The following is a 21588-nucleotide window of genomic DNA, read 5'->3' as shown; positions in this document are numbered from 1 at the left end:
TCGTGCTATCAAAGGACATGCAAAACGTATTGGACGACATGAGAATGTACTTAATGTCTTTAGGAAAAAGCGACAAAGAAATCGAAGGAATCATGGATGAGCTGACCGTTCATGCCTTGGAAGGAGAAAAGGAGGGAAAAACCGTCCGGCAAATTTTGGGGGATTCTCCCAAGTCATATGTTCAAGCGCTGTCAAAAGAGCTTTCATCAAAGCCGGGGGAGATCGCTAAGTTGTTCTTTGCCATTTTAATCGGCGCGATATCCTATTTTATATTCAGTGATGCCGTGAACGACAGCCTCGATTATTCTGTCTATACGCTGGCAGGCTATCCGCTTTACATTTTGCTGGCAGCGGTTATGTTACCGCTTTTGGGCCGGATTTCAGCGTTTAAAGGGAAGAAAACGGCCTTCATGTATACGATGATGTACGCCGCTTTGACGTTTTTTCCGATTCTGGCCATTATTTTTATTGACCGGCAATTCGGGACACCGGTTTTTTCGTTTGAAGGGGGAAGCCGCTGGCTGATTATGGCTCTGTCGTTTCTTGTGATCGTATGTTTGTCTTTCAGGTTGAAAGCTGGAGCCTTGTCCATATTGCCGCTGCTTTTAGCTGGAACGCATTTTTTGTTTCAGTATATGAAGTGGGATTCAGCGGGAGCCATGATGGCAGAAACTTATATTCCCTATATCGGGCTGCTGCTCGTCATGTTCATTGAAACAAAGCGTGCCAAAAATACGGCTCAATATGAATGAAATCCGAAAGAGCATTATATTTTTTAAGGTAAAGACTCTTGCCTTTTGGCGATCACAACGTTTATGATCAGAGCATGAAAGGTGGCCGATATATGAATATGATGTGGGGCTATGTACTCGTCTTTATTTTGGCTGCGATTCCGTGGTTTGAAGTGATCGGTGTCGTGCCGCTAGCGATCATTGCCGGTCTTAAACCCGTACCGTCTGCTATTATCGCACTATTCGGAAATCTATTAACCGTACTGCTGCTTATTTTTTTAATTGACAAAGTAAAGGCGTGGCTTGAAAGAAGGCGCGGGGAGCTGGGAACGGAGACTGGTAAGCTCTCAAAAAGGAAAAGCAGGGCGAAAAAAATATGGCTGACCTACGGCATCCCGGGCCTTTCTTTCGTCGGACCTTTCTTTATCGGCTCCCACTTAACCGCGTTTATGTGCATGGGCTTTGGGGCAAGGCGCCGGCAAACGGCGCTGTGGATGACGGGGAGTCTCGCAGTATGGACAACGGCATCGGCTGTCGCTGCCTACTATGGTTTCAGTTTCCTCGCTCCTGAAAATGAAGGGCTGCTGAAAAATATCTTTAAACAGGAGGAGTGAAGACATGCAGTTTTTGAAAGATTTATCTCCAGTTGAAGAGATGGCGCCGACAGTCGGAGTGCTTTTTTCAGCGGTCAATGAAAACATCGACCGGCTGAAATCAATCGTCTCCGGCATCAGTCAGGAGGAGCTGGAATTTAAGGGTGAGCATGGCGACAAAAACAGCATCGCCCAGCTGATCTATCATTTAATCAATGTCGATATCCGCTGGGTTTACAGGCTGAAGGGAAGAGAATTTCCAAGAGAGCTGGAAGAGAAATACGGGCCGATGACGGATGAAAACGGACGATTGCCCGAGGTAAAAGGCGTACCCTTATCCGTGTTCATCGAGTGGTATGACGAGGTGTTGGAGATGTTGAAACACACCGCTAAAGGCTTTTCGGAAAAAGACTTGCTGAAGAAGGTTCCGTATGAGGGAGGGTTTGCGACGATCCGCTGGGGGATCTGGCACATGTCTGATCATAACCGCTATCACCAGGCGCATATCCAGGCCTGCTTAAGAGAGTTCCGCAGGCAAAACAGTTGATTTTTTCGTATGATTTGGTATGATGCTAATTAGCAAACTTCAAAGCGTTAAAGTTTTCTAGGGTTCCGCACATTCCGATGTGGCCTGGTCCGAGAGAAAACACATATGATTTGTTCATATGCACACGGAGGGATAAAAGCCCGGGAGTATCGTTTTCATCGATAGCCCGGGTTTTTTCTTTTGCTGAAAATGAATTGGAGGGATTTTGATGAGATGGGGCAGTGTCATACTTGCAGCCTTGTTTGAAATTGGCTGGGTCATGGGGCTGAAACACGCTGATTCGGCTCTTGAATGGATCGGCACGGCGGCTGCCGTCGCGATGAGCTTTTATATACTGGTGAAGGCGGGGGAGAAGCTGCCTGTCGGAACCGTGTATGCCGTATTTACCGGTCTCGGCACGGCGGGAACAGTCGTCTGTGAAATCGTCTTGTTTCATGAGCCGGCAAATATCGCCAAGCTTGCTCTGATCGGTGTTTTGCTTTGCGGCGTGATCGGCTTGAAGCTTGTAACAAATGAAGAGAAAGGGGAGGCGTCATAATGGAATGGATCTACCTAATCGCCGCCGGCCTGCTGGAAATGCTCGGCGTGACGATGATGAACCAGTTTCATAAAGACAAGCGGCTGAGATGGATCTTTTTGTTGATCATCGGTTTTGCCGCTTCGTTTTTCTTGCTTTCCCTTGCGATGGAGACGCTGCCGATGGGAACGGCGTATGCAGTTTGGACAGGGATCGGCACGGTTGGAGGTGCGCTTGTCGGGATCCTGTTTTACGGAGAGCCGAAAGACGGAAAACGCATCTTTTTCATCGCGCTCATTTTGGGATCTGCCGTCGGGCTGAAACTCATTAGCTAGAGTCTGGTTGATGCAAATGGGATTTCGTAAATTGATTTTTCAATAAACTCCAGTATAATGAAAAGATAGTTTACGAATTACAAGCAAAGAGGGTTTTTACGAAAATGAATGCATATATGAAACAGCAGTTATCGCAATATCAGGAAATCAATAACGATAAGGCCCGCCTTCTGGTCAGCTGTCCGGATCAGCCTGGAATCGTTGCCGCCGTGTCTTCATTTTTATTTGAAAACGGTGCGAATATTATTGAATCGAGCCAGTATACGACAGACCCCGAAGGAGGCCGGTTCTTTCTGCGGATTGAGTTTGAAGCCGAAGGCATCCGCGAAAAGATCGAACATATGAAAGCGACTTTCGCCTCTGTGGCGGAGTCTTTCCGAATGACGTGGAGCATGAATTTGGCGAGCGAGCTGAAACGCGTCGCTATCTTCGTTTCAAAAGAGCTTCACTGCCTGAATGAACTTCTATGGGAATGGCAGAGCGGCAATTTGATGGCGGAAATTGCAGCGGTTATCAGCAATCATGAAGATGCAAGAGAAACCGTTGAATCGCTGAATATTCCGTTCCTTTACATGAAAGCGAACAAAGACATCCGTCAGGAAGTGGAAAAACAGCAGCTGGAATGGCTTGAAGAGTATCGTGCGGATGTCATCGTTCTCGCCCGCTACATGCAGATTTTAACGCCTGATTTTGTCTCGGCTCATCCGAACAAAATCATTAATATTCACCACTCCTTCCTGCCGGCTTTTATCGGAGCGAATCCGTATAAACGGGCATATGAAAGAGGCGTTAAACTGATCGGGGCAACATCGCATTATGTGACAAACGAATTGGATGAAGGACCGATCATCGAACAGGATATCGAACGGGTCGACCATAGAGACAATGTGGAAGCATTGAAAAACATCGGCCGCACGATTGAGAGAAGCGTTTTGGCAAGAGCGGTCAAATGGCACTTGGAAGACCGGATTATCGTGCATGGAAACAAGACGATCGTCTTCAATTAAATTGTTAGATCTACCTCTTGACAGAGGCGTTTTTCCTAGGCATAATAATAAAAAATCACGAGCGTTGAAGAGGGCCAGTAAGCAGTTCTTTCTGTGAAAGAGAGTGAAATGGCATGCTGAAACATTTCACCACATGAAACCTGCCGAACCTGCCTCGGAGTCCCAGGGGGAAAACCTGGGCGCATACCCTGGCGTTAAAGGGGAAAGAGGAATGCGCTTTTTTCTGCGCATTCAATGAAGGTGGTACCGCGGAAAGCTCTTTTCGTCCTTTTTTATTTGGACGAAAAGGGCTTTTTTTATTGGCTTCTGCCAGATCATCTCGGAGGGGAAAAACGTGAAAAAACAACGGATTGTCATTAAAATCGGAAGCAGTTCATTAACCAACTCGAAAGGCAGCATCGATGAGGAGAAGGTCAATGACCATGTTCGAGCGATAGCTGCTCTGAAAAAAGAAGGCCACGAAGTCATCTTCATTTCGTCGGGTGCTGTCGCTGCGGGATTTTTACAGCTCGGCTATCCCGCAAGGCCTGTCACGCTAAAGGGAAAACAGGCTGCAGCGGCCGTCGGCCAGAGCTTGTTAATGCAAACATACATTGAGCATTTTGCAGACCACGATATCAAGCCTGCGCAAATCTTATTGACGAGAAACGATTTTGCCAAACGGGAACGGTATCGAAATGCATATGCGACCATTATGGAACTGATTGAACGGGGGCTTGTCCCGATTATTAATGAAAATGATTCGGTATCTGTTGAAGAATTGACGTTTGGGGACAATGACATGCTTTCTGCCCTGGTGAGCGGACTGCTTCATGCCGACAAACTCATCATTTTAACGGATATTAACGGCCTTTATGACTCGAATCCGGCTGAGCATCCTGATGCCCGCCGTTTTGATTACATTCCCGAAATTACGGACGAACTTTTGGGCTGCGCCGCTTCCGCCGGTTCAAAAGTCGGGACGGGCGGAATGAAGTCGAAGCTTTTGGCGGCAAAAACCGCTCTTTCACTCGGCGTCAATGTTTTCATAGGCTCCGGAGAGGGAGATGATAAGCTGATTCAGATTTTAAAAGGAAACGGGGACGGTACCTATATCGGCCAATCCGACCTGTCTTCCGTCAACAATCATAGGCAGTGGATCGCCTTTCATTCTCCTGTATCAGGGAAGATTACCGTTGATGAGGGGGCGGAGCTGGCGATTACCGAAAACGGCGGGAGCCTGCTGCCGGCCGGCGTAACAAAAATATTCGGAGATTTTTCGAAAGGGGCGGTTGTCGAAGTTTACGGGCCGAACGGGTTGGCCGGGAAAGGCCAAACGCTGTACTCCGCTGCAGAGCTTGAAGAGGTGAAAGGGAAACGAAGCGATGAGTTCCATCATGAAGAAGGGATAGAAGTCATCCATCGAAATGATTGGGTAAGCATTAAAGAATAAGGGGATGAAAAAGATGAGCGAAGTGATTGAAAAAGCAAAAAAGGCCAAAGTCGCAAAGGAAGAACTGGTTCATCAGCCGACTGAAAAGAAAAATGAGGCGCTTTCCTTCATCGCTGAGGCGCTCCGTTTTAAGCAAGATGAGATATTAGCAGAAAACGAGAAAGATATCGTCCGCGGCAAAGAAAAAGGCGTTTCGCCTGCGCTGCTTGACCGCCTTGCCTTAACGCCGGAAAGGCTGAATGATATGGCAGACGCCGTCATGCTGCTCATTAAGCTTGAAGATCCTGTGGGGGAAACGCTTGAAACGATCCGCAAAGACAACGGGCTTTTCATTGAAAATGTCAGGGTGCCGCTCGGAGTCGTCGGAATGATCTACGAGGCCCGTCCGAATGTAACGGTCGACGCCGCAACCCTCTGTTTGAAAACGGGAAATGCCGTCATTCTGCGGGGCAGTTCATCAGCCATCAACAGCAATCAAGCGCTCGTCCGCGTGATCAGGGATGCGCTCGAACAATCTGCGCTTCCGCAGGATGCCGTTCAGCTCATTGAAGATACAGGCAGGGAAACGGCAAAACAGCTGTTCACTTTAAACGACGGCTTGGATGTGCTGATTCCGCGAGGAGGGAAAAACCTCATCGATATGGTGGTGCGGGAATCCACAGTGCCTGTGCTTGAAACAGGCGCAGGGAACTGTCACATATTCATTGATGAATCGGCAAAGCCCGACATGGCCGAGCAGGTTGTCATCAATGCCAAAACGCAGCGTCCTTCTGTCTGCAATGCAATTGAAACGGTGCTCATCCATAAAGACTGGGCGGAAGAGCATACGAAAGCGCTGCTTCAAAAGCTTGAAGAAGCAGGCGTCGAAATCAGGGGAGACGAGGCCGTATGCACGATGCTGCCATCTGCGGTTCCGGCTCGCGAGACAGACTGGGAAACCGAGTTTCTTGCGCCGGTTGTCAGCATCAAAACCGTCGCCGGGATCGATGAAGCCATCCGGCATATCAGGCAGTACGGCACACGTCATTCGGAAGCGATTCTGACTGAAAATCAGGAAAACGCCCGGTTTTTCTTAACGTCTGTTGATGCTGCAGCGGTTTACCACAATGCTTCCACACGTTTTACAGACGGCTTTGAATTCGGCTACGGCGCCGAAATCGGCATCAGCACGCAAAAGCTTCACGCAAGGGGGCCGATGGGCCTTAAAGCGCTGACTTCTTCTAAATATATCATTAAAGGAAACGGACAAATCCGGATATGAAAGTGTAACATCCTGTCTTGCCATGCAGACAGGATGTTTTTTTGTTGCGTTATTGTATTTAATTTTATAAAATTAAATTGTGCACAATTGAAATTGAAGGAGACGATAATCATGAAACCGCTATTTACCTCGCAAGCTATTGCCAAAGGTGGCAGAGACGGACAAGTCACCTCATCTGACCGCGTCCTTGAACTGGAGCTGGCCATGCCGGGAACGCCAAAAGCCAAAGAGAACGAAAATGCCACCAATCCGGAGCAGCTGTTTGCCGCCGGATACGCGGCATGCTTTGACAGTGCATTGCAATTGACCGCCCAAAAAGCGCGTCTTAAAATGGAAACGGAGGTGACGGCGAACGTCAGCCTTCTGAAAGATGAAGCAGATGGAGGCTATAAGCTCAGTGTCACGCTGCAAGTAAAGGGAACCGGCGTTGAACAGCCGGAGCTCGAAAAACTCGTTCATCAAGCTCATACCGTTTGCCCGTATTCAAAAGCAATTTCCGGAAATGTTGATGTCAACCTTGAAGTTATTTCTTAAAAAGAGAGGCGCCTTCACATCGAAGGCGCCTCAGCGTGTCGACAAACCCTCGCATTCGTTGTCAGGCCTGCGCGTCGGTGCTCACGAATTCCAACATTCGCTCCGCTCCGATGCTCAGCCTTCCTAGACTGCAAGGGTTTTCAATCACGCTGAAGGGATGACAAAATCCCAAAACAAAAAGCCGTTTTGGGATTTTGTCAACAATCTGAAGCGCCTTCACATCGAAGGCGCCTTTTTGCTGTCTTTACTGCGCATCTGTTTTTTTCGTCAATGAAGCAAGAAGGGATTCAAGCGTTTGCTTCAAGTTTTTCAGTTCGTCAGCCGACAGATCGGTCTGGGCGATCATGTGTTGCGGAATGCTGCTAGCTTTTTCTTGAAGTGCCTGGCCGCCTGCTGTCAGCCTGACGATCACAGACCGTTCATCTTCAGGCGACCGCTCTCTTGTTAAAAGCCCGTGCTGCTCCATTCTCTTCAGCATCGGCGTCAGTGTGCCGGAATCGAGATAAAGGAGCTTACCCATTGTTTTGACGCTTAATTCCTCGTGTTCCCATAATAAAAGGAGTGCGAGGTACTGAGGATACGTAATATTGAGTTTATCAAGCAGCGGCTTGTAAAGCTTCGTCATTTCACGCGAGCTTGCATAAAGGAGAAAACAAAGCTGTCTGTCAAGCCTCATATGTTCAAATTCATTTGCCATCGTTTCACCAACTCTTTTCTATGTTCCTTTTTATTGTATAAGATTTTGCGTTCTTTTCCCATTGTTCGGCTGAAAACCCAAAAAAACAAAAACGGATGTTTAAAAAACTCGTTTTGTGAAATATAAAGAGTAGAGGAAAAAAACGTAAGGAGGAATCAGGATGACTGCATTATTTACAGCAAAAGTCACGGCAAAAGGCGGAAGATCCGGACATGTCAAATCAGATGATGGGGTTTTGGACCACAACATTGTCATGCCAAATGAAAAAAAAGAAGGCGAATCAGGGACAAATCCTGAACAGCTTTTTGCGGCGGGTTACGCGGCGTGCTTCGGTGGCGCATTGGAGCATGTCGCAAAACAAAAAGGCATTGATATCGATTCTGAGGTCGAAGGCCATGTAAGCTTGCTGAAGGATGAGAGTGACGGCGGTTTTAAAATCGGCGTCAAGCTGATCGTCACATCGGGCGGGGTAGAAAAAGAAAAAGCGAAAGAGCTGGTCGAAGCCGCTCATGACTTTTGCCCTTATTCAAAAGCGACGAGAGGAAATATCGACGTCAGTCTTGAAGTAAAATAATTCAAACACAAAGGTGAAAACGAGAAAGCAAACAAAGCTTGTTTGCTTTCTTTTTTAGAAAGGAGCAGCATATGTCATATCTTAAAAAAGCGCTTGTATACACCGTGCTCTCTCTCGCTTTTGTCCTTGCAGGATGCGCAACCGGAGCTAAGGAGAACAACGGAGATCAACCCTCGGCTGATACGGCCAAACAGAAAGCGCCTGATTTGAAAACATATTCTCTTGACAAAAATATCCGGTCTGAAGAAGATTTTGATTTGATAGGCAAGTATGTTCATGCCGAAGATGACCAAATCACGCTCGAAATAAAGGATAAGGAACTGATTGTCCCGAAAAGCAGCCGCTTTCACAGCGAAGAAGACCATGATGACTTAATCGGGAAGCTTGTGAAGGTAGAGGTGGATGGAAAAACGCAAGAAGCGGAAGAAGCCGAGCTTATGCCGCAGTCAAAAGCCGACCAAAATGGCGTATATGAGCAGGAGAAAGACGGCAGCCGAAAAATCATCGCCACGTTTGTCAGTGAGTCGGAGCAAAACATTACAATCAAAACAAAAGCAGGGGAAAAAACTTATCAGAAAACAGCCGATTTTGAGAGGGATGTTGCCGAAGCACCTGAAAAACTGAAAGGGAAAATCGTCAGGCTTGAAATTGAAAAGGATGGAAAAGCAGAAAGCCTTGACTTTGAATCGGAAGATCAAAAGCTTGAATGGTATGAGCCGTCTGCTTCAAAATGAAAAAGCTTCCTTTATAAGGAAGCTTTTTTTAATATTCCACTTTTTGATCGGTCGTTTCCCACGTAAGAAAAGGCTCAAGCTTTGCTTGAAGGTCCATTTTATAAAAAGGAATTGTCCGTTCGCTTTTCGTTTTGGTGATTTCTTCATAAATAAAAGAGTCGTCAAAACCGGCCGATGCGGCATCTGAATGCTGAGCGGCAAAGTAAACTTCCTTCGGTCTCGCCCAGTAGATGGCTCCCAGGCACATTGGGCACGGTTCACAGCTTGTATAAAGAATGCAGTCGTTCAGCTGATAATCGCCAAGTGCTTCACAGGCGAGCCGAATAGCCGTTACCTCCGCGTGCGCTGTCGGATCATTGCTTGTTGTGACATTGTTTTTTCCCTCGGCGATAATTTGGCCGTCTTTGACAATCACAGCGCCAAAAGGTCCGCCTGTGCCGCTTTTCACGCTCTCCACCGCAAGGTCGATTGCGCGCTGCAAAAATGTTTCATGATTCATTTCTGTATCCTCCTTGGTTGTCCTGCCTTCTTATTATAGCTGATGAATCCGGCAAAATAAACTTGTATCAGAATATTCAGTATGTTTGATTTCAAACCGCACATCGCATACAATGAATGCTAGTATGATGAACGGGGGATGATGTTTTGCTTACATTGTATATTGCAAGACACGGTCAGACGGAATGGAATATAGAAAAAAGAATGCAAGGCTGGGAAGACTCCAATTTAACGGCTTTGGGGCTGGCAAACGCAAATGCCCTCGGCGAACGGCTGAAAGGTGTTCAATTCCAGGCTGCATATTCCAGTCCAAGCGGCAGGGCCGTTGATTCCGCGCGGGCTATGCTGCAGAACCGCAGCATTCCCTTTATAACAGACGACAGATTAAAAGAAATCTCGATCGGCCGCTGGGAAGGAAAAACGTATGATGAGATCAAACAAAGCGATCCTGACTTGCTCGAAGCGTATTTTAATGCGCCTGAAACATACATGCCTGATGAAGGGGAGAGCTTTTACGATTTTGAAAAACGGGTCAGCCAGGCGTATGAATTCATTCTCCGCCGCCATCGGGAAGGCAATGTCCTCATTGTCAGCCATTCCGTGTTTATTTTGATGCTCTTGAATGTGTTGAAAAAGAGGCCGGTCAGTGAACTATGGAATTCAAGCTATGTTCATGACACAGCTCTTGCGGTTGTAACAGTTTCCGAGGATGGAAGCGTCACGATCGAAAGAGAAGGAGACGGGGAACATAGAGTAGAAGCAAAGAATGCCACCTGGTAGGCATGCCAAAAAGCCTGATTGTTGAAATCAGGCTTTTTCTATTAGCGAGGCCTGCACCTCTTAGCCGGAATATATTTTCGCACTGAAACTGTGAAGCGTGGCAGCGGAAATCGGTTTGTTTTTTGAAAGACAAACGGTTTTGACATCTGCCGCATCTGCTTCCGCTTTTTTTCCGAAAAGTAAGACCGTAAGAGAAAGCGGGCCTTTTGCGATTTGCTGATATGCCAGAAGGCAAAGGTTGTCGGCGATTGTGCGGCTGATCATGCGGCGTGCTGACCACAGCTGCTGCTGTCCCTCTTCATCAAACTGAATATATGCTGCTGCTCGTTTTTTCGTAAAGAGTCCTGACAGACCGATTTGTTTGATCTGCTTCATGAGAGCGAGCGGTTCAGACAGCGGCGGAGCGGTCAGTCTGTAGCTGTCAGAGGAACATTTGGCTGCTGCCAAAAAAGACATGATCGGCAGGTAGCCCGCCAGACGCCCGCCGCTGTTGAAGAGCTTCTCTGCAAGCATCTGGTCGGTCTTTTTCATGCGGATTTCTGTAAAGTGCAGGAGATGGTGCAAATCTTCGAGCGTGTGTAAAAATCCTTTGAGTTCATGTTCCATTTCGGATTGCGCCTGATCGATGCCGTATGTCCTTGCTGTTTTCACGCTGGAGAAAAGAACATGAAAATGGCGGTTCAAAAGGTGTATTAAATCGCTGATTCGCTGGTGGGAATAGCGAAATTGGCGGGCGAGCGCGTGCAGATCATTGATGTTCAGCCGGATCGTCATGTCAGCTCCTCGGCTTTCAGCTGAAGCCGCTCAATTTCTTCGGACGCCTGCTCTTTAATGGCTCTCAGCCTGTCATACACGCGCGATTCCGCTCGGTCAAGATCGTCCAAAAGCGCGTCATACATTTCGCGCGCCTGTCCGCGCCATCCGTTGATATACATTTGGTGTGCTTTTAAAATAGAAGAACTTTCCTGCCTCAGCTCATCAATGGCGGCATTCACGTCTTTTACGTATAGCTGAAGAGAGTGAATGTCTTCCTGATATATTTTTCGTTTGATTTTTCGTTCTAACGCTATTCCATCGTCAATCACTACATATTTTCCTTCCCTTCCATCATCTACTACAAATATGTTAAAAGAAAAGGATACGGAAGGAAATCGTACGAATGAATCAAAAGTCTTAATGTTTTTTGGGCGGACGTACCTTATATAACGGTTCTTTCGGCCTAAAAAGGACTGAGGCCATGAAAAGAGCCGCCCGTGTGAACAGGCGGCGTTTGTGTTGGATTTTTTGTGAAATTAAACAGTCTGAGCCAGTTTGCCTCTTGCTTGTTTGGCTGCTTCAACCATATTTTTAAGCGCTGCGATCGTTTCTTCAGGCTGTCTCGTTTTTAAACCGCAGTCAGGGTTGACCCAGAAGCGATCAGCCGGGCAGACTTTCAGCGCGTCTTCTATGATCGTGAGCATTTCATCGCTGGAAGGGACGCGAGGGCTGTGAATATCATATACGCCAAGCCCGAGCCCTTTCAGGTAAGGGTGCTGTTCCAGATAATCAAGGAATCCGCCGTGGCTTCTGCTGTGCTCAATCGTAATGACGTCTGCGTCAAGATCTTCGATCGCGTCTACGATATCTTCAAAGTTGCTGTAGCACATATGCGTATGGATTTGCGTCGTATCTTCCACGGATGAAGTGGACAGTCTGAACGCTTCGGCAGCCCATTTGAGATACTCGTCCCAATCCCGTTCTTTAAGCGGCAGGCCTTCTCTCAAGGCAGGTTCATCGACCTGAATGATTCGAATGCCTGCTTTTTCAAGCGCCTCAACCTCTTTACGGAGGGCACAGGCGATTTGGAAGGCAATCTCTTTTCTCGGCAGGTCATAGCGGGCAAAGGACCAGTTTAAAATGGTAACAGGCCCTGTCAGCATGCCCTTGACTTTCTTCGAGGTCAAGGATTGGGCATAAACTGTTTCTTTTACCGTCATCGGCTCTTTAAACTCGACATCTCCGTAGATGACCGGCGGCCGGACGCAGCGGGAACCGTAGGACTGAACCCAGGCGTATTTAGTAAAGGCGAATCCTCCGAGCTTTTCGCCGAAATACTCAACCATGTCTGTCCGTTCGAATTCTCCGTGAACGAGAACGTCAAGTCCGAGCTCTTCCTGAATATCAATCCATTTCTTTGTTTCTTCCTGAATAAATGCTTCATACTGCTCGTCGGACCATTCTTTTTTCCGCCATTTTTGCCGCGCGCTCCGCACTTCCGCCGTCTGTGGGAAACTGCCGATCGTTGTTGTCGGCAATAGGGGAAGTCCGAGAGATTCATTTTGAATCCGCAGTCTTTCTTCAAAAGCTGTCGGGCGTTTAAAGTCTTCCTCAGTCAGCTTGTCTCTTTCTTCGGCAAAGGCCGAATTTGTGGCTGCACCGTACTGTTTGAGAGCTTGAAGGTGTCTGTGAGCTTCATCGATTTCCGCTTGGATGGCCGCTTTTCCGGAAACAAGTCCGTTCTTCAGCAGTGTAAGCTCCAGAAGCTTTTCTTTTGCAAAAGATAAACCGTTCAAGAGATCATCGGCAAGATGTTCGCCAGGGTGTTTTGCGACAGGGACGTGAAGCAGGCTGTTTGAAGGCTGAATCCAGACTTCGTCAACACCCGCTCTCTGGATCAGCTCATGTGTCAGGTCCAGGCGCTCTTCGAGATTGGCTTTCCAAATGTTGCGTCCGTCTAAAATGCCGGCGGCAAGGACTTTGTCTTTAGGAAAACCGTGTGTTTTTAGATGTTCGAAGTTTTTCCCTTTATCATGAACAAAATCAAGCCCAATTCCGGCGACAGGAAACGATATCAGCTCTTCATAAGCATCAATCGAGTCAAAATAGGTTTGCAGAAGGATATTCAGTCCAGGGACTTCCTCTGTCATCGTCTGATAGATTTCTTTGACAGCAGCCGCTTCTTCATGTGAAGCCGTCACAAGAGCAGGTTCGTCAATTTGCACCCATTTGACGCCTTCCTGCTCAAGCTCTTTCAGAACCTGGATGTAAAGAGGTGTCAGTTGGTTATAAATATCTTTGATGTCTTGTTGTTCATAGCCTTTTGCAAGGGCTACGAAAGTGTAAAGGCCGAGTATGACGGGCTTTGTTTCTGTTCCCAATGCTGCTTTTGCTCTTTTGTAATCTTCAAGCGGTTTGTTTCTTGTCACACGGTATTGTGCGCCTTTTTCATATTCAGGCACAATGTAATGATAGTTTGTGTTAAACCATTTTGTCATTTCACACGATACAGCATCTTTCGTGCCTCTCGCCATTGCGAAATAAGTATCTAAAGGATCATTTACATCCTTGAATCTTTTTGGAATCCAGTTGAACATCACCGCCGTGTCAAGAACGTGGTCGTACAGGGTAAAGTCGGAAACCGGTATGATATCGATTTGCTGATCAAGCTGAGTCTGGAGCGCTGCTAAAAATTGATCGTCCATTTCTTTTAAAAAGGTCTCACGGTCAGTGTTTCCTTTCCAATAAGCCTCAAGCGATTTTTTCCATTCTCTGTTCAAGCCGATTCTTGGAAAACCCAAGCTGCTCGTTTTTACATTAGTCATTTCTGGTCTCCTCCTTTTAGTGTTCAATAAAAAAAGACACTCACACTTCGGACAATGAGAAGGTGAATGCCTGAAAACAGCATTTTGCGAACGAGAAATAAACGTAGCGATTGTTACGTCAACTCGAACACCTCCTATCGACCGTAGGTTTTTGGTGCGTCAGAACAGGCAGGTCTCCTGGCTCATGAATCGACGGTTATTTCCCCCTTCCCATATAGAAACAGTGGGTTTTATGAAATAACCTCCTCATTCACAGTGGCGGGACCGCGTTGGATTTTCACCAAACTTCCCTTTTAAAATCTAACCTCGTTAGATTACCATGTTCCCGGCGATGAAATTGTTTAGTAGATTATATACCGCCACGATCTTTTAGTCAAAATAATTTTTGAATTCTTGCAATTAAAAAGATTCAGCCTTATGCAAGGCCATGAAAAAAGCCGCCGACATTGTCGGCAGCCTCCTTTAGGCTGTTAAAGGGAAAGAAGTTTTGCTTCGCCGGCTTTTTCCGCCAGTACCTCCGGCGCTGATAAATATAAGAATCCGTTGCCGATCAGCGCTTTTGAGTAATCAAGAGGAAGCGTGCGGCGGATTAACTGAGCATACAGTTCGGGTTCTGTCAGTTTCCGTTTAAACGCCTCTTCTTCAGCTGACTTGATGAGAGCGAGCGCGCCGCTGACGTGCGGTGTAGCCATCGATGTTCCCGTCAGCTTTCCGTATTGATGATCAGGCAATGTAGAGAGGATTTCTTCTCCAGGTGCAACGAGGTCAATTTCTTTGTTCGCGTTTGAGAATTCGGAAGACTCCCGTGTCAATGACACGGACCCGACAGCGATGACTTCGTTGTATGCAGCCGGGTATGAGTACTCCTCTGTACGGTCATTGCCGTCGCCTTCGTTTCCTGCGGCGCAGACGACAAGCACTCCGCTTTTCACGGCGTTTGTCACCGCTTCTTTCAATTCCGGAACGTCGGCAGGACCGCCGAGCGACATTGAAATGATATCGGCTTTTTGCTCGACGGCGTAGTTAATCCCGTTGATGATCCATTCATAATCCCCGCTGCCGTCTTCACCGCCGAGCACCTTGACGATTAATAGGTTCGCTTCGGGTGCTACGCCGGAAATGCCTCCGTTTTGATCGTTTGCGGCAATCGTACCCGCCACATGGGTGCCATGTCCATTATAATCATGAAATTGATCTTCTTTTCCGTTGTCATCATCAGTAAAGTTTCTGCCTCCGATGATTCGGTCTGCCAAATCTGGATGGGTTGCATCACAGCCTGTATCAAGCACTGCGACAGTGATATCTTTTCCTTTAAAACCTTGTGACCACAGCTCCGGTGCCTTAATCGCATCGATTCCTTCCGGCAGTTCGTTCACGTCCATCAGCTTTGTGTCAGTGACATAAGGAATTAATCGCATTTGCATTTCAAAGCCCTCCTTGTTATATGCTGCTTTAGATGGGTTACAAGGTGCGTGATTTTATTGTAAAACATTCACTTTGTTAAAAAAAGGTTCATTTGTATGAATTTTATGAAAAGTTAAAAAATATAGATAATAGAGGAGAAAAGTCGAATAACTGCGAACAATGCTGGAATTGTAAGCGAAAAGACCTGTGAAAGCGGTGAAAGGGCGAGAGAATCACTAGATATATGAGATTTCGCTTCATCATATTATCCCGGCAAAAGGATATCCTATTAAAAAAAAGGAGTTGATACATGATGAAAGAACATGAAGATGAAAAAAGAGACGAATTATCAATCGAGCAGGCGGAGTTTGTGCCGCATCCAAAATATGAAGGAGAATACGCGCTTTTGCTGCACGAAAACTATCACCTGCTGTCAAAGGACGACCTTGAACAGGAAAGCGAAAAATAAGAACGGAGCTCGGCACCTCGGCGAAAGAGCTGGTTTAATTTTGACGAAAAAGGGTATCAACACATAATAGAGAGCATGAAAGTTGCTTTTCTTATTGACAGTTATCCTTTTTTTCTGTAATCTCATTGTGTCCGGTAAATACAGCTCTTCGTTAGGTGAGGCTCCTGTATGGAGATACGCTGCTGCCCAAAAATGTCCAAAGACGCCAATGGGTCAACAGAAATCATCGATCTAAGGTGATTTTTAATGCAGCTGGCATGCTGCCTATGCCATACAGTGCTAAAGCTCTACGATGGAAGGCGTTAGGGTTTTATTTTGTATGGCTTTTAACACCTTCATTTCGATGAATAGGTGTTTTTTTATTTTTTGAGGAAAGTGAACTTTCCGTATTAATCAAGGAGGTGGAAGTATGGATTCTCCCCATTCGAGGCGGTTTAAACATACGAGAAATATTTTACAGCATCACACATTGATTGATGAGGAGATCCTTATACTTCACCCCTTTTGCTATGGTGATATAAGGATCTCCTGAAAAGGGAGGTACAGATTGCCATGGTAAAAAACATGACATATGATGAACTGATTTTACGCATTATTATTTTACTGAGAGACGGAAAACGAAAAGAGTTTCAAAACGTTTTAGAGGAACTGCAGCCTTATGATATGGCGATTCTGTTTAAGGAAATGCCCGAAAAGCATCGCGGCCGGTATCTGTCTTTTTTAACGGTTGAAGACATTACCGATCTCATGGGCGAACTTGACAGAGAAGAGCAGCTTGTCGTTCTGAACAAGGTCGGCAAGGAAAAGGCGATCCATGTGATGAATAAAATGGACAACGACGACCTTGCCGCGCTCTTTGAAGAAATGGACTCAGAGCTGAAAGACCAGCTTCTTTCCAGCATGGAAGCGGAAGAATCTGAAGCGGTCCGCGTTCTGATGAACTACCCGCCTGAAACAGCGGGAAGAATCATGACAAACCGCTATGTCTGGATTCCGCAGCATTACACTGTAAAAGAAGCGGTCGTCAAGCTGAAAAGCTTTGCGGAAATCGCAGAGTCCATCAACTATTTATACGTAATCAATGAACAAAAGCAGCTTGTCGGGGTTATCTCATACCGGGATCTCATTTTGGCAGAACCCGATGAGAAGGTACAGGAATTAATGTTTACAAGGGTCATATCGGCGGACGCTCTTCAAGATCAGGAAGAAGTCGCAAGGCTCATTGAGCGGTACGACTTTCTGGCGATTCCCGTTGTAGAAAAAAACCATGAGCTTGTCGGGATCGTAACGGTCGATGACATTATTGACATCGTCATCCAAGAAGCAAATGAAGACTACGAAAAATTTGCTGCATCAGGTAAAGCGATCACGTTTGATACAAAATCGTATGTCGCTGCATATCGACGTCTGCCGTGGCTGATTTTGCTTCTGTTCATCGGTTTGATCTCAGGCAGCATCATGAGCTATTTTGAAGACACGCTGCAGCAGGTTGTCGCATTGGCCTTTTTTATGCCGATGATCGCAGGAATGACGGGTAACACCGGAACACAGTCCCTCGCTGTCGTTATCAGAGGGCTGTCAAAAGAAGAGCTCAATAAAAAAACGATTTTCCGCTTGATTTTCCGGGAGCTCAAGGCCGGCATTATTATCGGTATTGTGTGTGCGGTCGTGATTACAGGAATCGCGATTGTATGGCAGGGGAATCTGCTGCTCGGATTTGTGGTAGGGACTTCGCTCTTTGCCACGCTGATCATCGGAACGATGGCGGGAACGATCGTCCCGATCATCCTTCACAAGTGCAACGTCGACCCTGCGATTGCATCAGGTCCGCTGATCACAACATTAAATGACATTTTGTCACTGTTGATCTACTTCGGCATTGCAACTGCATTCATTCATTCGCTGTAAGCAGCAGCCCTCCTTTTTTAGGGAGGGTTTTTTGCTTGCCAGAATTCGTAAAAGCCTTTATATTTTAGGCAGAGATCAGGGGGGATTGGTATGAGAAGGATTGCAGCTGTGCTGATTTGTTTAGCCGTTGCAATGATTGTTGCCGGCTGTCAGAATGAAGATGAAGGAAAGGACAGGCGGCTCGTCGCAGTTGAGAATATGCTTGAGGCAATATTGGACGATGATTTATCAAAGATGAAGCGGTTGTACGTGGAGGGCGCAAACCCTTCTCCGGAAACAATCCTGAAAGACAAACAGAAATGGGGAATTTCCGGGCTTCATGCTGATGATTTTCAAATTTCTGAAGCGAGCATCCATGTGTTTCATGCCGCTTATAAGATGGAAAATACCGGTCAGCCCGGAACGATCGCGTTTCGGATACGCAATGATCCAGATAAAGGCGTTATGATTGATTTCATTGGATACATAAAGGAAACGAAACAGTAGGAAAACAGGTGACGAATCATCCGGAGGGAATGATTCGTTTTTTTTAGCGGTTTTTGTATTTAAAATGAGCGTTAAGCTGTCCTTCGAGCATTTTCTTTCTGAGCTGCTGGTCGTTTTTCAGCCTCTGTTCTTTTTTGCGCATATCTTTGAGGATTTCTGCCGTCTGAACACCGTCTTCCCGCTTGTTTGCGATTTCCATCAGCCGTTCGACGTCAGCGAAGGAATATTTGCGCGTGCCTCTTGAAGAGCGCTGCGGATAGATCAGCTTGCGTTCTTCGTAATAGCGGATCTGCCTGACCGACAGACCCGTCAGCTCGCTGACAATGCCAATTGAAATCACTTTTTTATCTTTATAAGAAAGATCTTCGACTGTCATTTTCCCACCCCTAAGATGACTTTTTTTGTATTATATAAGAAAACGCGCGAAAAAACCTGACATCTGTTAGAAAATCTAACATTGTTGAAAAACTTTTTAAAAAACCACGGAAGAAAAGTTTACAGGAACCATGCAATGGGTAAAAGTGTTTTGTATGCTGTAGGTACAGACTGATGAGGGGGAATCGTTGGATGAAGGAACACAAAGCAATCTCACTCGCCAAAGAAATCGTTGCCTTAGACAATAAGAGAGACGAATTGCTCGAGACATTAATGAAGCTTGCCGGCAAGGATGCGTTTCCGCTGCTGAGAGCGGTGCAGAACGGCTTTTATCAAAAGTCCTCTTAAATCCGGAAGGGGGAGTGAAAGCAAACTTTACAAGCCCTTAAAGCCTGGTTAATAAATAAGGTCTATTCTTATAGTATACAATCAACGAAAATGAAAGGAGAAGATCATGAGCAGATTGTTAAAAAACGCTTTGGAAAAGGAAAGAAACCACTATTTAAAAAAACTGAACTCACTCGGTGAGTATAATCAGGATGTTTTGCAGAGGATGACGATTACGGAACTCAGAAATGAATATTTTTATTTTTTTCGGAAAAATAAAGCCCGTTTTCAAAATCGGCCATTTTGAAAAAAACGGGCTTCTTTTTAATATCTTAAAAAAAATAAGCAGGAGTTTTCTTTCGGATAACGAAAATATATACATATAGAATATGGGAAAGCATGACCCTTTCTTTTTCTACATTTGTAAGGGTTTTCATTTCCCGGGTTCATTTTAAGAAAATAGTATAAGAGGTAGATGATATGAGACTTTCGTTTAATGAGGAAGAAGTTCACCGTGCTATGTCGCTGTACAAGGTTTTTGCCAGGGCTTTTAAAAGCGTTTCAGAACATAGTATTCGGGACAGCAAGGAACACGGCTTTAATCCTACAGAATTTGCTGTATTGGAGCTTTTGTATACGAGGGGAGCCCAAAAGCTGCAGCAAATCGGCTCGAGGCTGCTCCTTGTAAGCGGGAACGTAACCTATGTGATCGACAAACTGGAAAAAAACGGTTTCATCAAACGAGAGCAGGACCCGAAAGATAAACGGTCTGTCTATGCGAATTTGACGGAGAAGGGAAAGGCATATCTCGATGAGATTTATCCGATCCACTCCCTGAGAATTGCACGGGCTTTTTCAGGCTTGACAAAAGAGGAACAGGAGCAGCTGATGGCCCTTCTGAAAAAAGCCGGAATCCACAGCCAGCACCTATTGTTTCGCTGAAAAAGTCAGTTTTCCGAACGGTCATTTTCTTTTAAGTGATCGAGAATAGCTTTGATCTGTTTGTCTTGGGGCTGTCTGAAGAAGCTTTCGAAAGGGCATCCGAGTTCCTTTGTGCGTTTGACGACAGCCTCCATCGTAAAATTAGAGGGTGACAAGTCTGAATGGACTTCATCCCAAAACAGCGGTGCGGCTACTGTGCCAAGCTCATTGCCTCTTGTGGAATACGGACAGATGATCGTTTTTCCCGGAGCATGCTGCACATAGTCAATATAGAGTTTTCCTCCCCTGTTTTTAATCAGGCGTTCGGTTGTGAACAGATCGGGAAAAAGCGAGACACAATAAGAAGCCGCAAAGCTTGTGAAAAGGCGGGTTTCTTCATAAGTAAAGGCGTTTTTTGAAATCGGAATATAGATTTGTATCCCTTTATTTCCCGACAGCTTTGGAAATGATGAGAGGCCGAGCTGATCAAATAAACGGTACAGCTCTTCCGCGGCTCTGACGGCCAGCGGAAACTCCGACTTTGAAGGCGGATCAAGATCGAAAACGATTTCGGTCGGATGGGCCGTATCGGCCGTTTGAAAAGGGATATGGAACTCCAGCGCAAGCTGGTTGGCAAGCCACAGCAGAACCGAATAATCGCTGCAGATGATATGCTCGTGCTCATCATCCCGAATGGACGTGATAAATTCGGGTGCGTAGTCGGGCTTGTTTTTTTGGAAAAAAGATTCTCCGCCGGAACCGTGTGGATAACGGATAACGGTAAGGGCCCGATTGTCGAGAAACGGAAGCAGAAAATCGCCGATTTCATTCAGATATCCGATGTAATCCGCTTTTGTTTTATTGCTTTTAGGAAAGATGACTTTATCAAGGCTTGTCAGCTGCAAGTCGGGATGGACGTTTCTTGAATGCAGCAGCAGCCGCTTGTAAGTACAATCTTCCCATGCCATGTCTAATTCAAATGAAACAAACGACACCTCGCGCAATGTCCCGTAATGAATCGTTAAATAATGAACCGTCATGCAAATCGACGGATCAATGGTATATTCGCCGGGCTTTGTTTCGGTTCCGTATTGCTTGACGATCGAAAGAATGGCGTTTCTTTCCTGTTCTCCGAGTCCGTGGGAAACCGAACCGACTTCTTTGATTTGACCGCGGTCATAGACGGCGATTGTCAAATAACGGTTTGCCATGTTATAGCCTGTCATAAATACAGCAGCTTTTTTGTAGTTTTTGAGCTTGAGCCATTCAGCCGATTTTTTATTTTCAGCCCAGCGGCTGTCTTTTTTCTTCGCGACAATTCCCTCGCCGTCAAACCTTTTAACAGCATTCCAAAGGGCGTGGAAATCAGAAGTGTCAGGGATGTATTGAATTCGTGCATGAGCCATCGGATCGGGAGCCATCGGCAAGCCGAGCTCTTTCATCAGGTCGGAAAGCATGCGTTTTCGTTCGGTATAGGGGAGCGAGGTTAAACTTTCTCCTTTAAAGACCAATAAATCAAAAGCCAAGTACTGGCACGGTTTCTTCGCGGAAGCTTGTTCAATTAACTCGGCCTTTTTGCTTAGCCCCCTTTTTTGGACGTATTCAAACCGGGAACGAAAACGGTTTGTCAACGACACAATTTCCCCGTCAATCATGATCGGCAAGTGTTCTTTGAGATTTTCGATCATACTTTTTGCAAATTCCGTAATTTCCGGAAAGGTGTTTTCGAGCGGCTGCGTGTTTCTGCTGATCAGCGAAACTTCGCCGGACTGCGAAATCTTTAAAAGTCCTCGATACCCGTCATATTTGGCTTCATACCGCCAATTGCCGCCTGTGGGAGCGGATGTAGTCAATACGGGCTGCATCGTGATTCCCAT

General features: G+C 46.2%; 25 protein-coding genes, 3 riboswitches and 1 other annotated feature. Of the genes, 17 read left to right on the top strand and 8 right to left on the bottom strand.

The window, feature by feature from the left end; translation table 11 throughout:
* Positions 1 to 2: 2 nt before the first annotated feature.
* The 9 genes from H2R00_RS07995 to H2R00_RS07955 all read left to right on the top strand — a co-directional run bounded on the left by H2R00_RS07995 (position 3) and on the right by H2R00_RS07955 (position 6957).
* On the top strand, positions 3 to 752 hold the full coding sequence (locus tag H2R00_RS07995) for a DUF1129 domain-containing protein (protein ID WP_182070793.1): 750 nt from the start codon (positions 3 to 5) through the stop codon (positions 750 to 752).
* A gap of 92 nt (positions 753 to 844) precedes the next feature.
* A complete protein-coding gene (locus H2R00_RS07990; RefSeq protein WP_182070792.1) occupies positions 845 to 1345 on the top strand; it encodes a small multi-drug export protein in 501 nt (166 codons plus the stop codon).
* A 4-nt stretch (positions 1346 to 1349) separates the two neighbouring features.
* The gene (locus H2R00_RS07985; protein WP_182070791.1) at positions 1350 to 1871 is read left to right on the top strand and encodes a DinB family protein; all 522 of its coding nucleotides are present in this window, start codon (positions 1350 to 1352) and stop codon (positions 1869 to 1871) included.
* Between the two features lie 46 nt (positions 1872 to 1917).
* Positions 1918 to 2020: riboswitch (guanidine-I (ykkC/yxkD leader) on the top strand.
* A 59-nt stretch (positions 2021 to 2079) separates the two neighbouring features.
* Positions 2080 to 2409, top strand: coding sequence for a DMT family transporter (locus H2R00_RS07980; protein WP_020451095.1), 330 nt, complete (start codon positions 2080 to 2082; stop codon positions 2407 to 2409).
* Positions 2409 to 2723 carry a DMT family transporter gene (locus tag H2R00_RS07975; protein WP_154996709.1) on the top strand — a complete coding sequence of 105 codons (315 nt, stop codon included), beginning with the start codon at positions 2409 to 2411 and terminating at the stop codon, positions 2721 to 2723. Before H2R00_RS07980 ends, H2R00_RS07975 begins: the two co-directional genes overlap by 1 nt.
* Positions 2724 to 2827: 104 nt before the next feature.
* Positions 2828 to 3730 carry a formyltetrahydrofolate deformylase gene (gene purU / locus H2R00_RS07970; protein WP_182070790.1) on the top strand — a complete coding sequence of 301 codons (903 nt, stop codon included), beginning with the start codon at positions 2828 to 2830 and terminating at the stop codon, positions 3728 to 3730.
* 55 nt (positions 3731 to 3785) lie between these two features.
* Positions 3786 to 4003, top strand: a binding site (T-box leader).
* Positions 4004 to 4064: 61 nt separating this feature from the next.
* Positions 4065 to 5162 carry a glutamate 5-kinase gene (proB, locus tag H2R00_RS07965; protein ID WP_154996705.1) on the top strand — a complete coding sequence of 366 codons (1098 nt, stop codon included), beginning with the start codon at positions 4065 to 4067 and terminating at the stop codon, positions 5160 to 5162.
* Between the two features lie 13 nt (positions 5163 to 5175).
* Positions 5176 to 6423: a glutamate-5-semialdehyde dehydrogenase gene (locus H2R00_RS07960; RefSeq protein ID WP_154996703.1), complete on the top strand. Its 1248-nt coding sequence runs from the start codon at positions 5176 to 5178 to the stop codon at positions 6421 to 6423.
* A gap of 108 nt (positions 6424 to 6531) precedes the next feature.
* Entirely contained in the window at positions 6532 to 6957 is a 426-nt protein-coding gene (locus H2R00_RS07955) for an organic hydroperoxide resistance protein (RefSeq protein WP_234113188.1), read from the top strand.
* 244 nt (positions 6958 to 7201) lie between these two features.
* Here the strand turns inward: H2R00_RS07955 and H2R00_RS07950 are convergent, their stop codons facing one another.
* Positions 7202 to 7654 carry a MarR family winged helix-turn-helix transcriptional regulator gene (locus tag H2R00_RS07950; RefSeq protein WP_182070788.1) on the bottom strand — a complete coding sequence of 151 codons (453 nt, stop codon included), beginning with the start codon at positions 7652 to 7654 and terminating at the stop codon, positions 7202 to 7204.
* Between the two features lie 160 nt (positions 7655 to 7814).
* Here H2R00_RS07950 and ohrB point away from each other — a divergent pair, with 160 nt between their 5' ends.
* Positions 7815 to 8228, top strand: coding sequence for an organic hydroperoxide resistance protein OhrB (gene ohrB, locus H2R00_RS07945; RefSeq protein ID WP_182070787.1), 414 nt, complete (start codon positions 7815 to 7817; stop codon positions 8226 to 8228).
* 71 nt (positions 8229 to 8299) lie between these two features.
* On the top strand, positions 8300 to 8962 hold the full coding sequence (locus H2R00_RS07940) for a hypothetical protein (RefSeq protein WP_154997248.1): 663 nt from the start codon (positions 8300 to 8302) through the stop codon (positions 8960 to 8962).
* Between the two features lie 28 nt (positions 8963 to 8990).
* On the opposite strand, the gene guaD is transcribed toward H2R00_RS07940, so the two are convergent.
* Positions 8991 to 9461, bottom strand: a complete 471-nt coding sequence (gene guaD, locus H2R00_RS07935; RefSeq protein WP_154997251.1) for a guanine deaminase — start codon at positions 9459 to 9461, stop codon at positions 8991 to 8993.
* A 146-nt stretch (positions 9462 to 9607) separates the two neighbouring features.
* On the opposite strand from guaD, the gene H2R00_RS07930 reads away from it, so the two are divergent.
* Complete coding sequence (locus H2R00_RS07930; protein ID WP_154997253.1) at positions 9608 to 10240, top strand: histidine phosphatase family protein; 633 nt, start codon at positions 9608 to 9610, stop codon at positions 10238 to 10240.
* A gap of 60 nt (positions 10241 to 10300) precedes the next feature.
* On the opposite strand, the gene H2R00_RS07925 is transcribed toward H2R00_RS07930, so the two are convergent.
* The 4 genes from H2R00_RS07925 to H2R00_RS07910 all read right to left on the bottom strand — a co-directional run bounded on the left by H2R00_RS07925 (position 10301) and on the right by H2R00_RS07910 (position 15245).
* Entirely contained in the window at positions 10301 to 11014 is a 714-nt protein-coding gene (locus H2R00_RS07925) for a hypothetical protein (RefSeq protein WP_182070786.1), read from the bottom strand.
* Positions 11011 to 11325: a DUF5082 domain-containing protein gene (locus H2R00_RS07920; protein ID WP_154997258.1), complete on the bottom strand. Its 315-nt coding sequence runs from the start codon at positions 11323 to 11325 to the stop codon at positions 11011 to 11013. Before H2R00_RS07920 ends, H2R00_RS07925 begins: the two co-directional genes overlap by 4 nt.
* A 207-nt stretch (positions 11326 to 11532) precedes the next feature.
* Positions 11533 to 13821 (bottom strand): 5-methyltetrahydropteroyltriglutamate--homocysteine S-methyltransferase, encoded by a 2289-nt coding sequence (gene metE / locus H2R00_RS07915; RefSeq protein WP_154997260.1) that lies wholly within the window; start codon positions 13819 to 13821, stop codon positions 11533 to 11535.
* A 150-nt stretch (positions 13822 to 13971) separates the two neighbouring features.
* A riboswitch (cobalamin riboswitch) is annotated at positions 13972 to 14160 on the bottom strand.
* Between the two features lie 131 nt (positions 14161 to 14291).
* A complete protein-coding gene (locus H2R00_RS07910) occupies positions 14292 to 15245 on the bottom strand; it encodes a S8 family peptidase (protein WP_003181011.1) in 954 nt (317 codons plus the stop codon).
* Positions 15246 to 15535: 290 nt separating this feature from the next.
* On the opposite strand from H2R00_RS07910, the gene H2R00_RS07905 reads away from it, so the two are divergent.
* From H2R00_RS07905 to H2R00_RS07895, 3 genes are all read left to right on the top strand, one after another.
* Positions 15536 to 15694, top strand: a complete 159-nt coding sequence (locus H2R00_RS07905) for a transcriptional regulator SplA domain-containing protein (RefSeq protein ID WP_244958296.1) — start codon at positions 15536 to 15538, stop codon at positions 15692 to 15694.
* A 140-nt stretch (positions 15695 to 15834) separates the two neighbouring features.
* A riboswitch (M-box (ykoK) riboswitch) is annotated at positions 15835 to 15999 on the top strand.
* Positions 16000 to 16246: 247 nt separating this feature from the next.
* The gene (mgtE, locus tag H2R00_RS07900; RefSeq protein WP_154997263.1) at positions 16247 to 17602 is read left to right on the top strand and encodes a magnesium transporter; all 1356 of its coding nucleotides are present in this window, start codon (positions 16247 to 16249) and stop codon (positions 17600 to 17602) included.
* A gap of 90 nt (positions 17603 to 17692) precedes the next feature.
* Positions 17693 to 18088: a hypothetical protein gene (locus H2R00_RS07895; protein WP_182070785.1), complete on the top strand. Its 396-nt coding sequence runs from the start codon at positions 17693 to 17695 to the stop codon at positions 18086 to 18088.
* A gap of 43 nt (positions 18089 to 18131) precedes the next feature.
* On the opposite strand, the gene H2R00_RS07890 is transcribed toward H2R00_RS07895, so the two are convergent.
* Positions 18132 to 18464, bottom strand: coding sequence for a MerR family transcriptional regulator (locus H2R00_RS07890; protein ID WP_020451114.1), 333 nt, complete (start codon positions 18462 to 18464; stop codon positions 18132 to 18134).
* Positions 18465 to 18655: 191 nt separating this feature from the next.
* On the opposite strand from H2R00_RS07890, the gene H2R00_RS07885 reads away from it, so the two are divergent.
* Together H2R00_RS07885 and H2R00_RS07875 are read left to right on the top strand one after the other, a co-directional pair.
* A complete protein-coding gene (locus tag H2R00_RS07885) occupies positions 18656 to 18811 on the top strand; it encodes a protein YkzB (protein ID WP_154997268.1) in 156 nt (51 codons plus the stop codon).
* Between the two features lie 459 nt (positions 18812 to 19270).
* Positions 19271 to 19732, top strand: coding sequence for a MarR family winged helix-turn-helix transcriptional regulator (locus H2R00_RS07875; protein ID WP_020451117.1), 462 nt, complete (start codon positions 19271 to 19273; stop codon positions 19730 to 19732).
* Positions 19733 to 19737: 5 nt separating this feature from the next.
* Here H2R00_RS07875 and H2R00_RS07870 read toward each other — a convergent pair whose 3' ends face one another.
* Entirely contained in the window at positions 19738 to 21588 is a 1851-nt protein-coding gene (locus H2R00_RS07870; protein ID WP_182070784.1) for a DNA ligase D, read from the bottom strand.

Source organism: Bacillus haynesii (assembly GCF_014042035.1).
Classification (GTDB): domain Bacteria; phylum Bacillota; class Bacilli; order Bacillales; family Bacillaceae; genus Bacillus; species Bacillus haynesii.
The sequence above is the reverse complement of the archived record's forward strand: the minus strand, read 5'-3'. Positions and strand labels throughout refer to the sequence as shown.

Excerpts from the sequence above, each read along its gene's own strand:
- H2R00_RS07990 (WP_182070792.1), top strand. The coding sequence starts at position 845 with ATGAATATGATGTGGGGCTATGTACTCGTCTTTATTTTGGCTGCGATT.
- H2R00_RS07985 (WP_182070791.1), top strand. The coding sequence starts at position 1,350 with ATGCAGTTTTTGAAAGATTTATCTCCAGTTGAAGAGATGGCGCCGACA.
- H2R00_RS07980 (WP_020451095.1), top strand. The coding sequence starts at position 2,080 with ATGAGATGGGGCAGTGTCATACTTGCAGCCTTGTTTGAAATTGGCTGG.
- H2R00_RS07975 (WP_154996709.1), top strand. The coding sequence starts at position 2,409 with ATGGAATGGATCTACCTAATCGCCGCCGGCCTGCTGGAAATGCTCGGC.
- purU (WP_182070790.1), top strand. The coding sequence starts at position 2,828 with ATGAATGCATATATGAAACAGCAGTTATCGCAATATCAGGAAATCAAT.
- H2R00_RS07960 (WP_154996703.1), top strand. The coding sequence starts at position 5,176 with ATGAGCGAAGTGATTGAAAAAGCAAAAAAGGCCAAAGTCGCAAAGGAA.
- H2R00_RS07950 (WP_182070788.1), bottom strand. The coding sequence starts at position 7,654 with ATGGCAAATGAATTTGAACATATGAGGCTTGACAGACAGCTTTGTTTT.
- ohrB (WP_182070787.1), top strand. The coding sequence starts at position 7,815 with ATGACTGCATTATTTACAGCAAAAGTCACGGCAAAAGGCGGAAGATCC.
- H2R00_RS07940 (WP_154997248.1), top strand. The coding sequence starts at position 8,300 with ATGTCATATCTTAAAAAAGCGCTTGTATACACCGTGCTCTCTCTCGCT.
- guaD (WP_154997251.1), bottom strand. The coding sequence starts at position 9,461 with ATGAATCATGAAACATTTTTGCAGCGCGCAATCGACCTTGCGGTGGAG.
- H2R00_RS07925 (WP_182070786.1), bottom strand. The coding sequence starts at position 11,014 with ATGACGATCCGGCTGAACATCAATGATCTGCACGCGCTCGCCCGCCAA.
- metE (WP_154997260.1), bottom strand. The coding sequence starts at position 13,821 with ATGACTAATGTAAAAACGAGCAGCTTGGGTTTTCCAAGAATCGGCTTG.
- H2R00_RS07910 (WP_003181011.1), bottom strand. The coding sequence starts at position 15,245 with ATGCAAATGCGATTAATTCCTTATGTCACTGACACAAAGCTGATGGAC.
- H2R00_RS07905 (WP_244958296.1), top strand. The coding sequence starts at position 15,536 with ATGATGAAAGAACATGAAGATGAAAAAAGAGACGAATTATCAATCGAG.
- mgtE (WP_154997263.1), top strand. The coding sequence starts at position 16,247 with ATGGTAAAAAACATGACATATGATGAACTGATTTTACGCATTATTATT.
- H2R00_RS07895 (WP_182070785.1), top strand. The coding sequence starts at position 17,693 with ATGAGAAGGATTGCAGCTGTGCTGATTTGTTTAGCCGTTGCAATGATT.
- H2R00_RS07890 (WP_020451114.1), bottom strand. The coding sequence starts at position 18,464 with ATGACAGTCGAAGATCTTTCTTATAAAGATAAAAAAGTGATTTCAATT.
- H2R00_RS07885 (WP_154997268.1), top strand. The coding sequence starts at position 18,656 with ATGAAGGAACACAAAGCAATCTCACTCGCCAAAGAAATCGTTGCCTTA.
- H2R00_RS07875 (WP_020451117.1), top strand. The coding sequence starts at position 19,271 with ATGAGACTTTCGTTTAATGAGGAAGAAGTTCACCGTGCTATGTCGCTG.
- H2R00_RS07870 (WP_182070784.1), bottom strand. The coding sequence starts at position 21,588 with ATGGGAATCACGATGCAGCCCGTATTGACTACATCCGCTCCCACAGGC.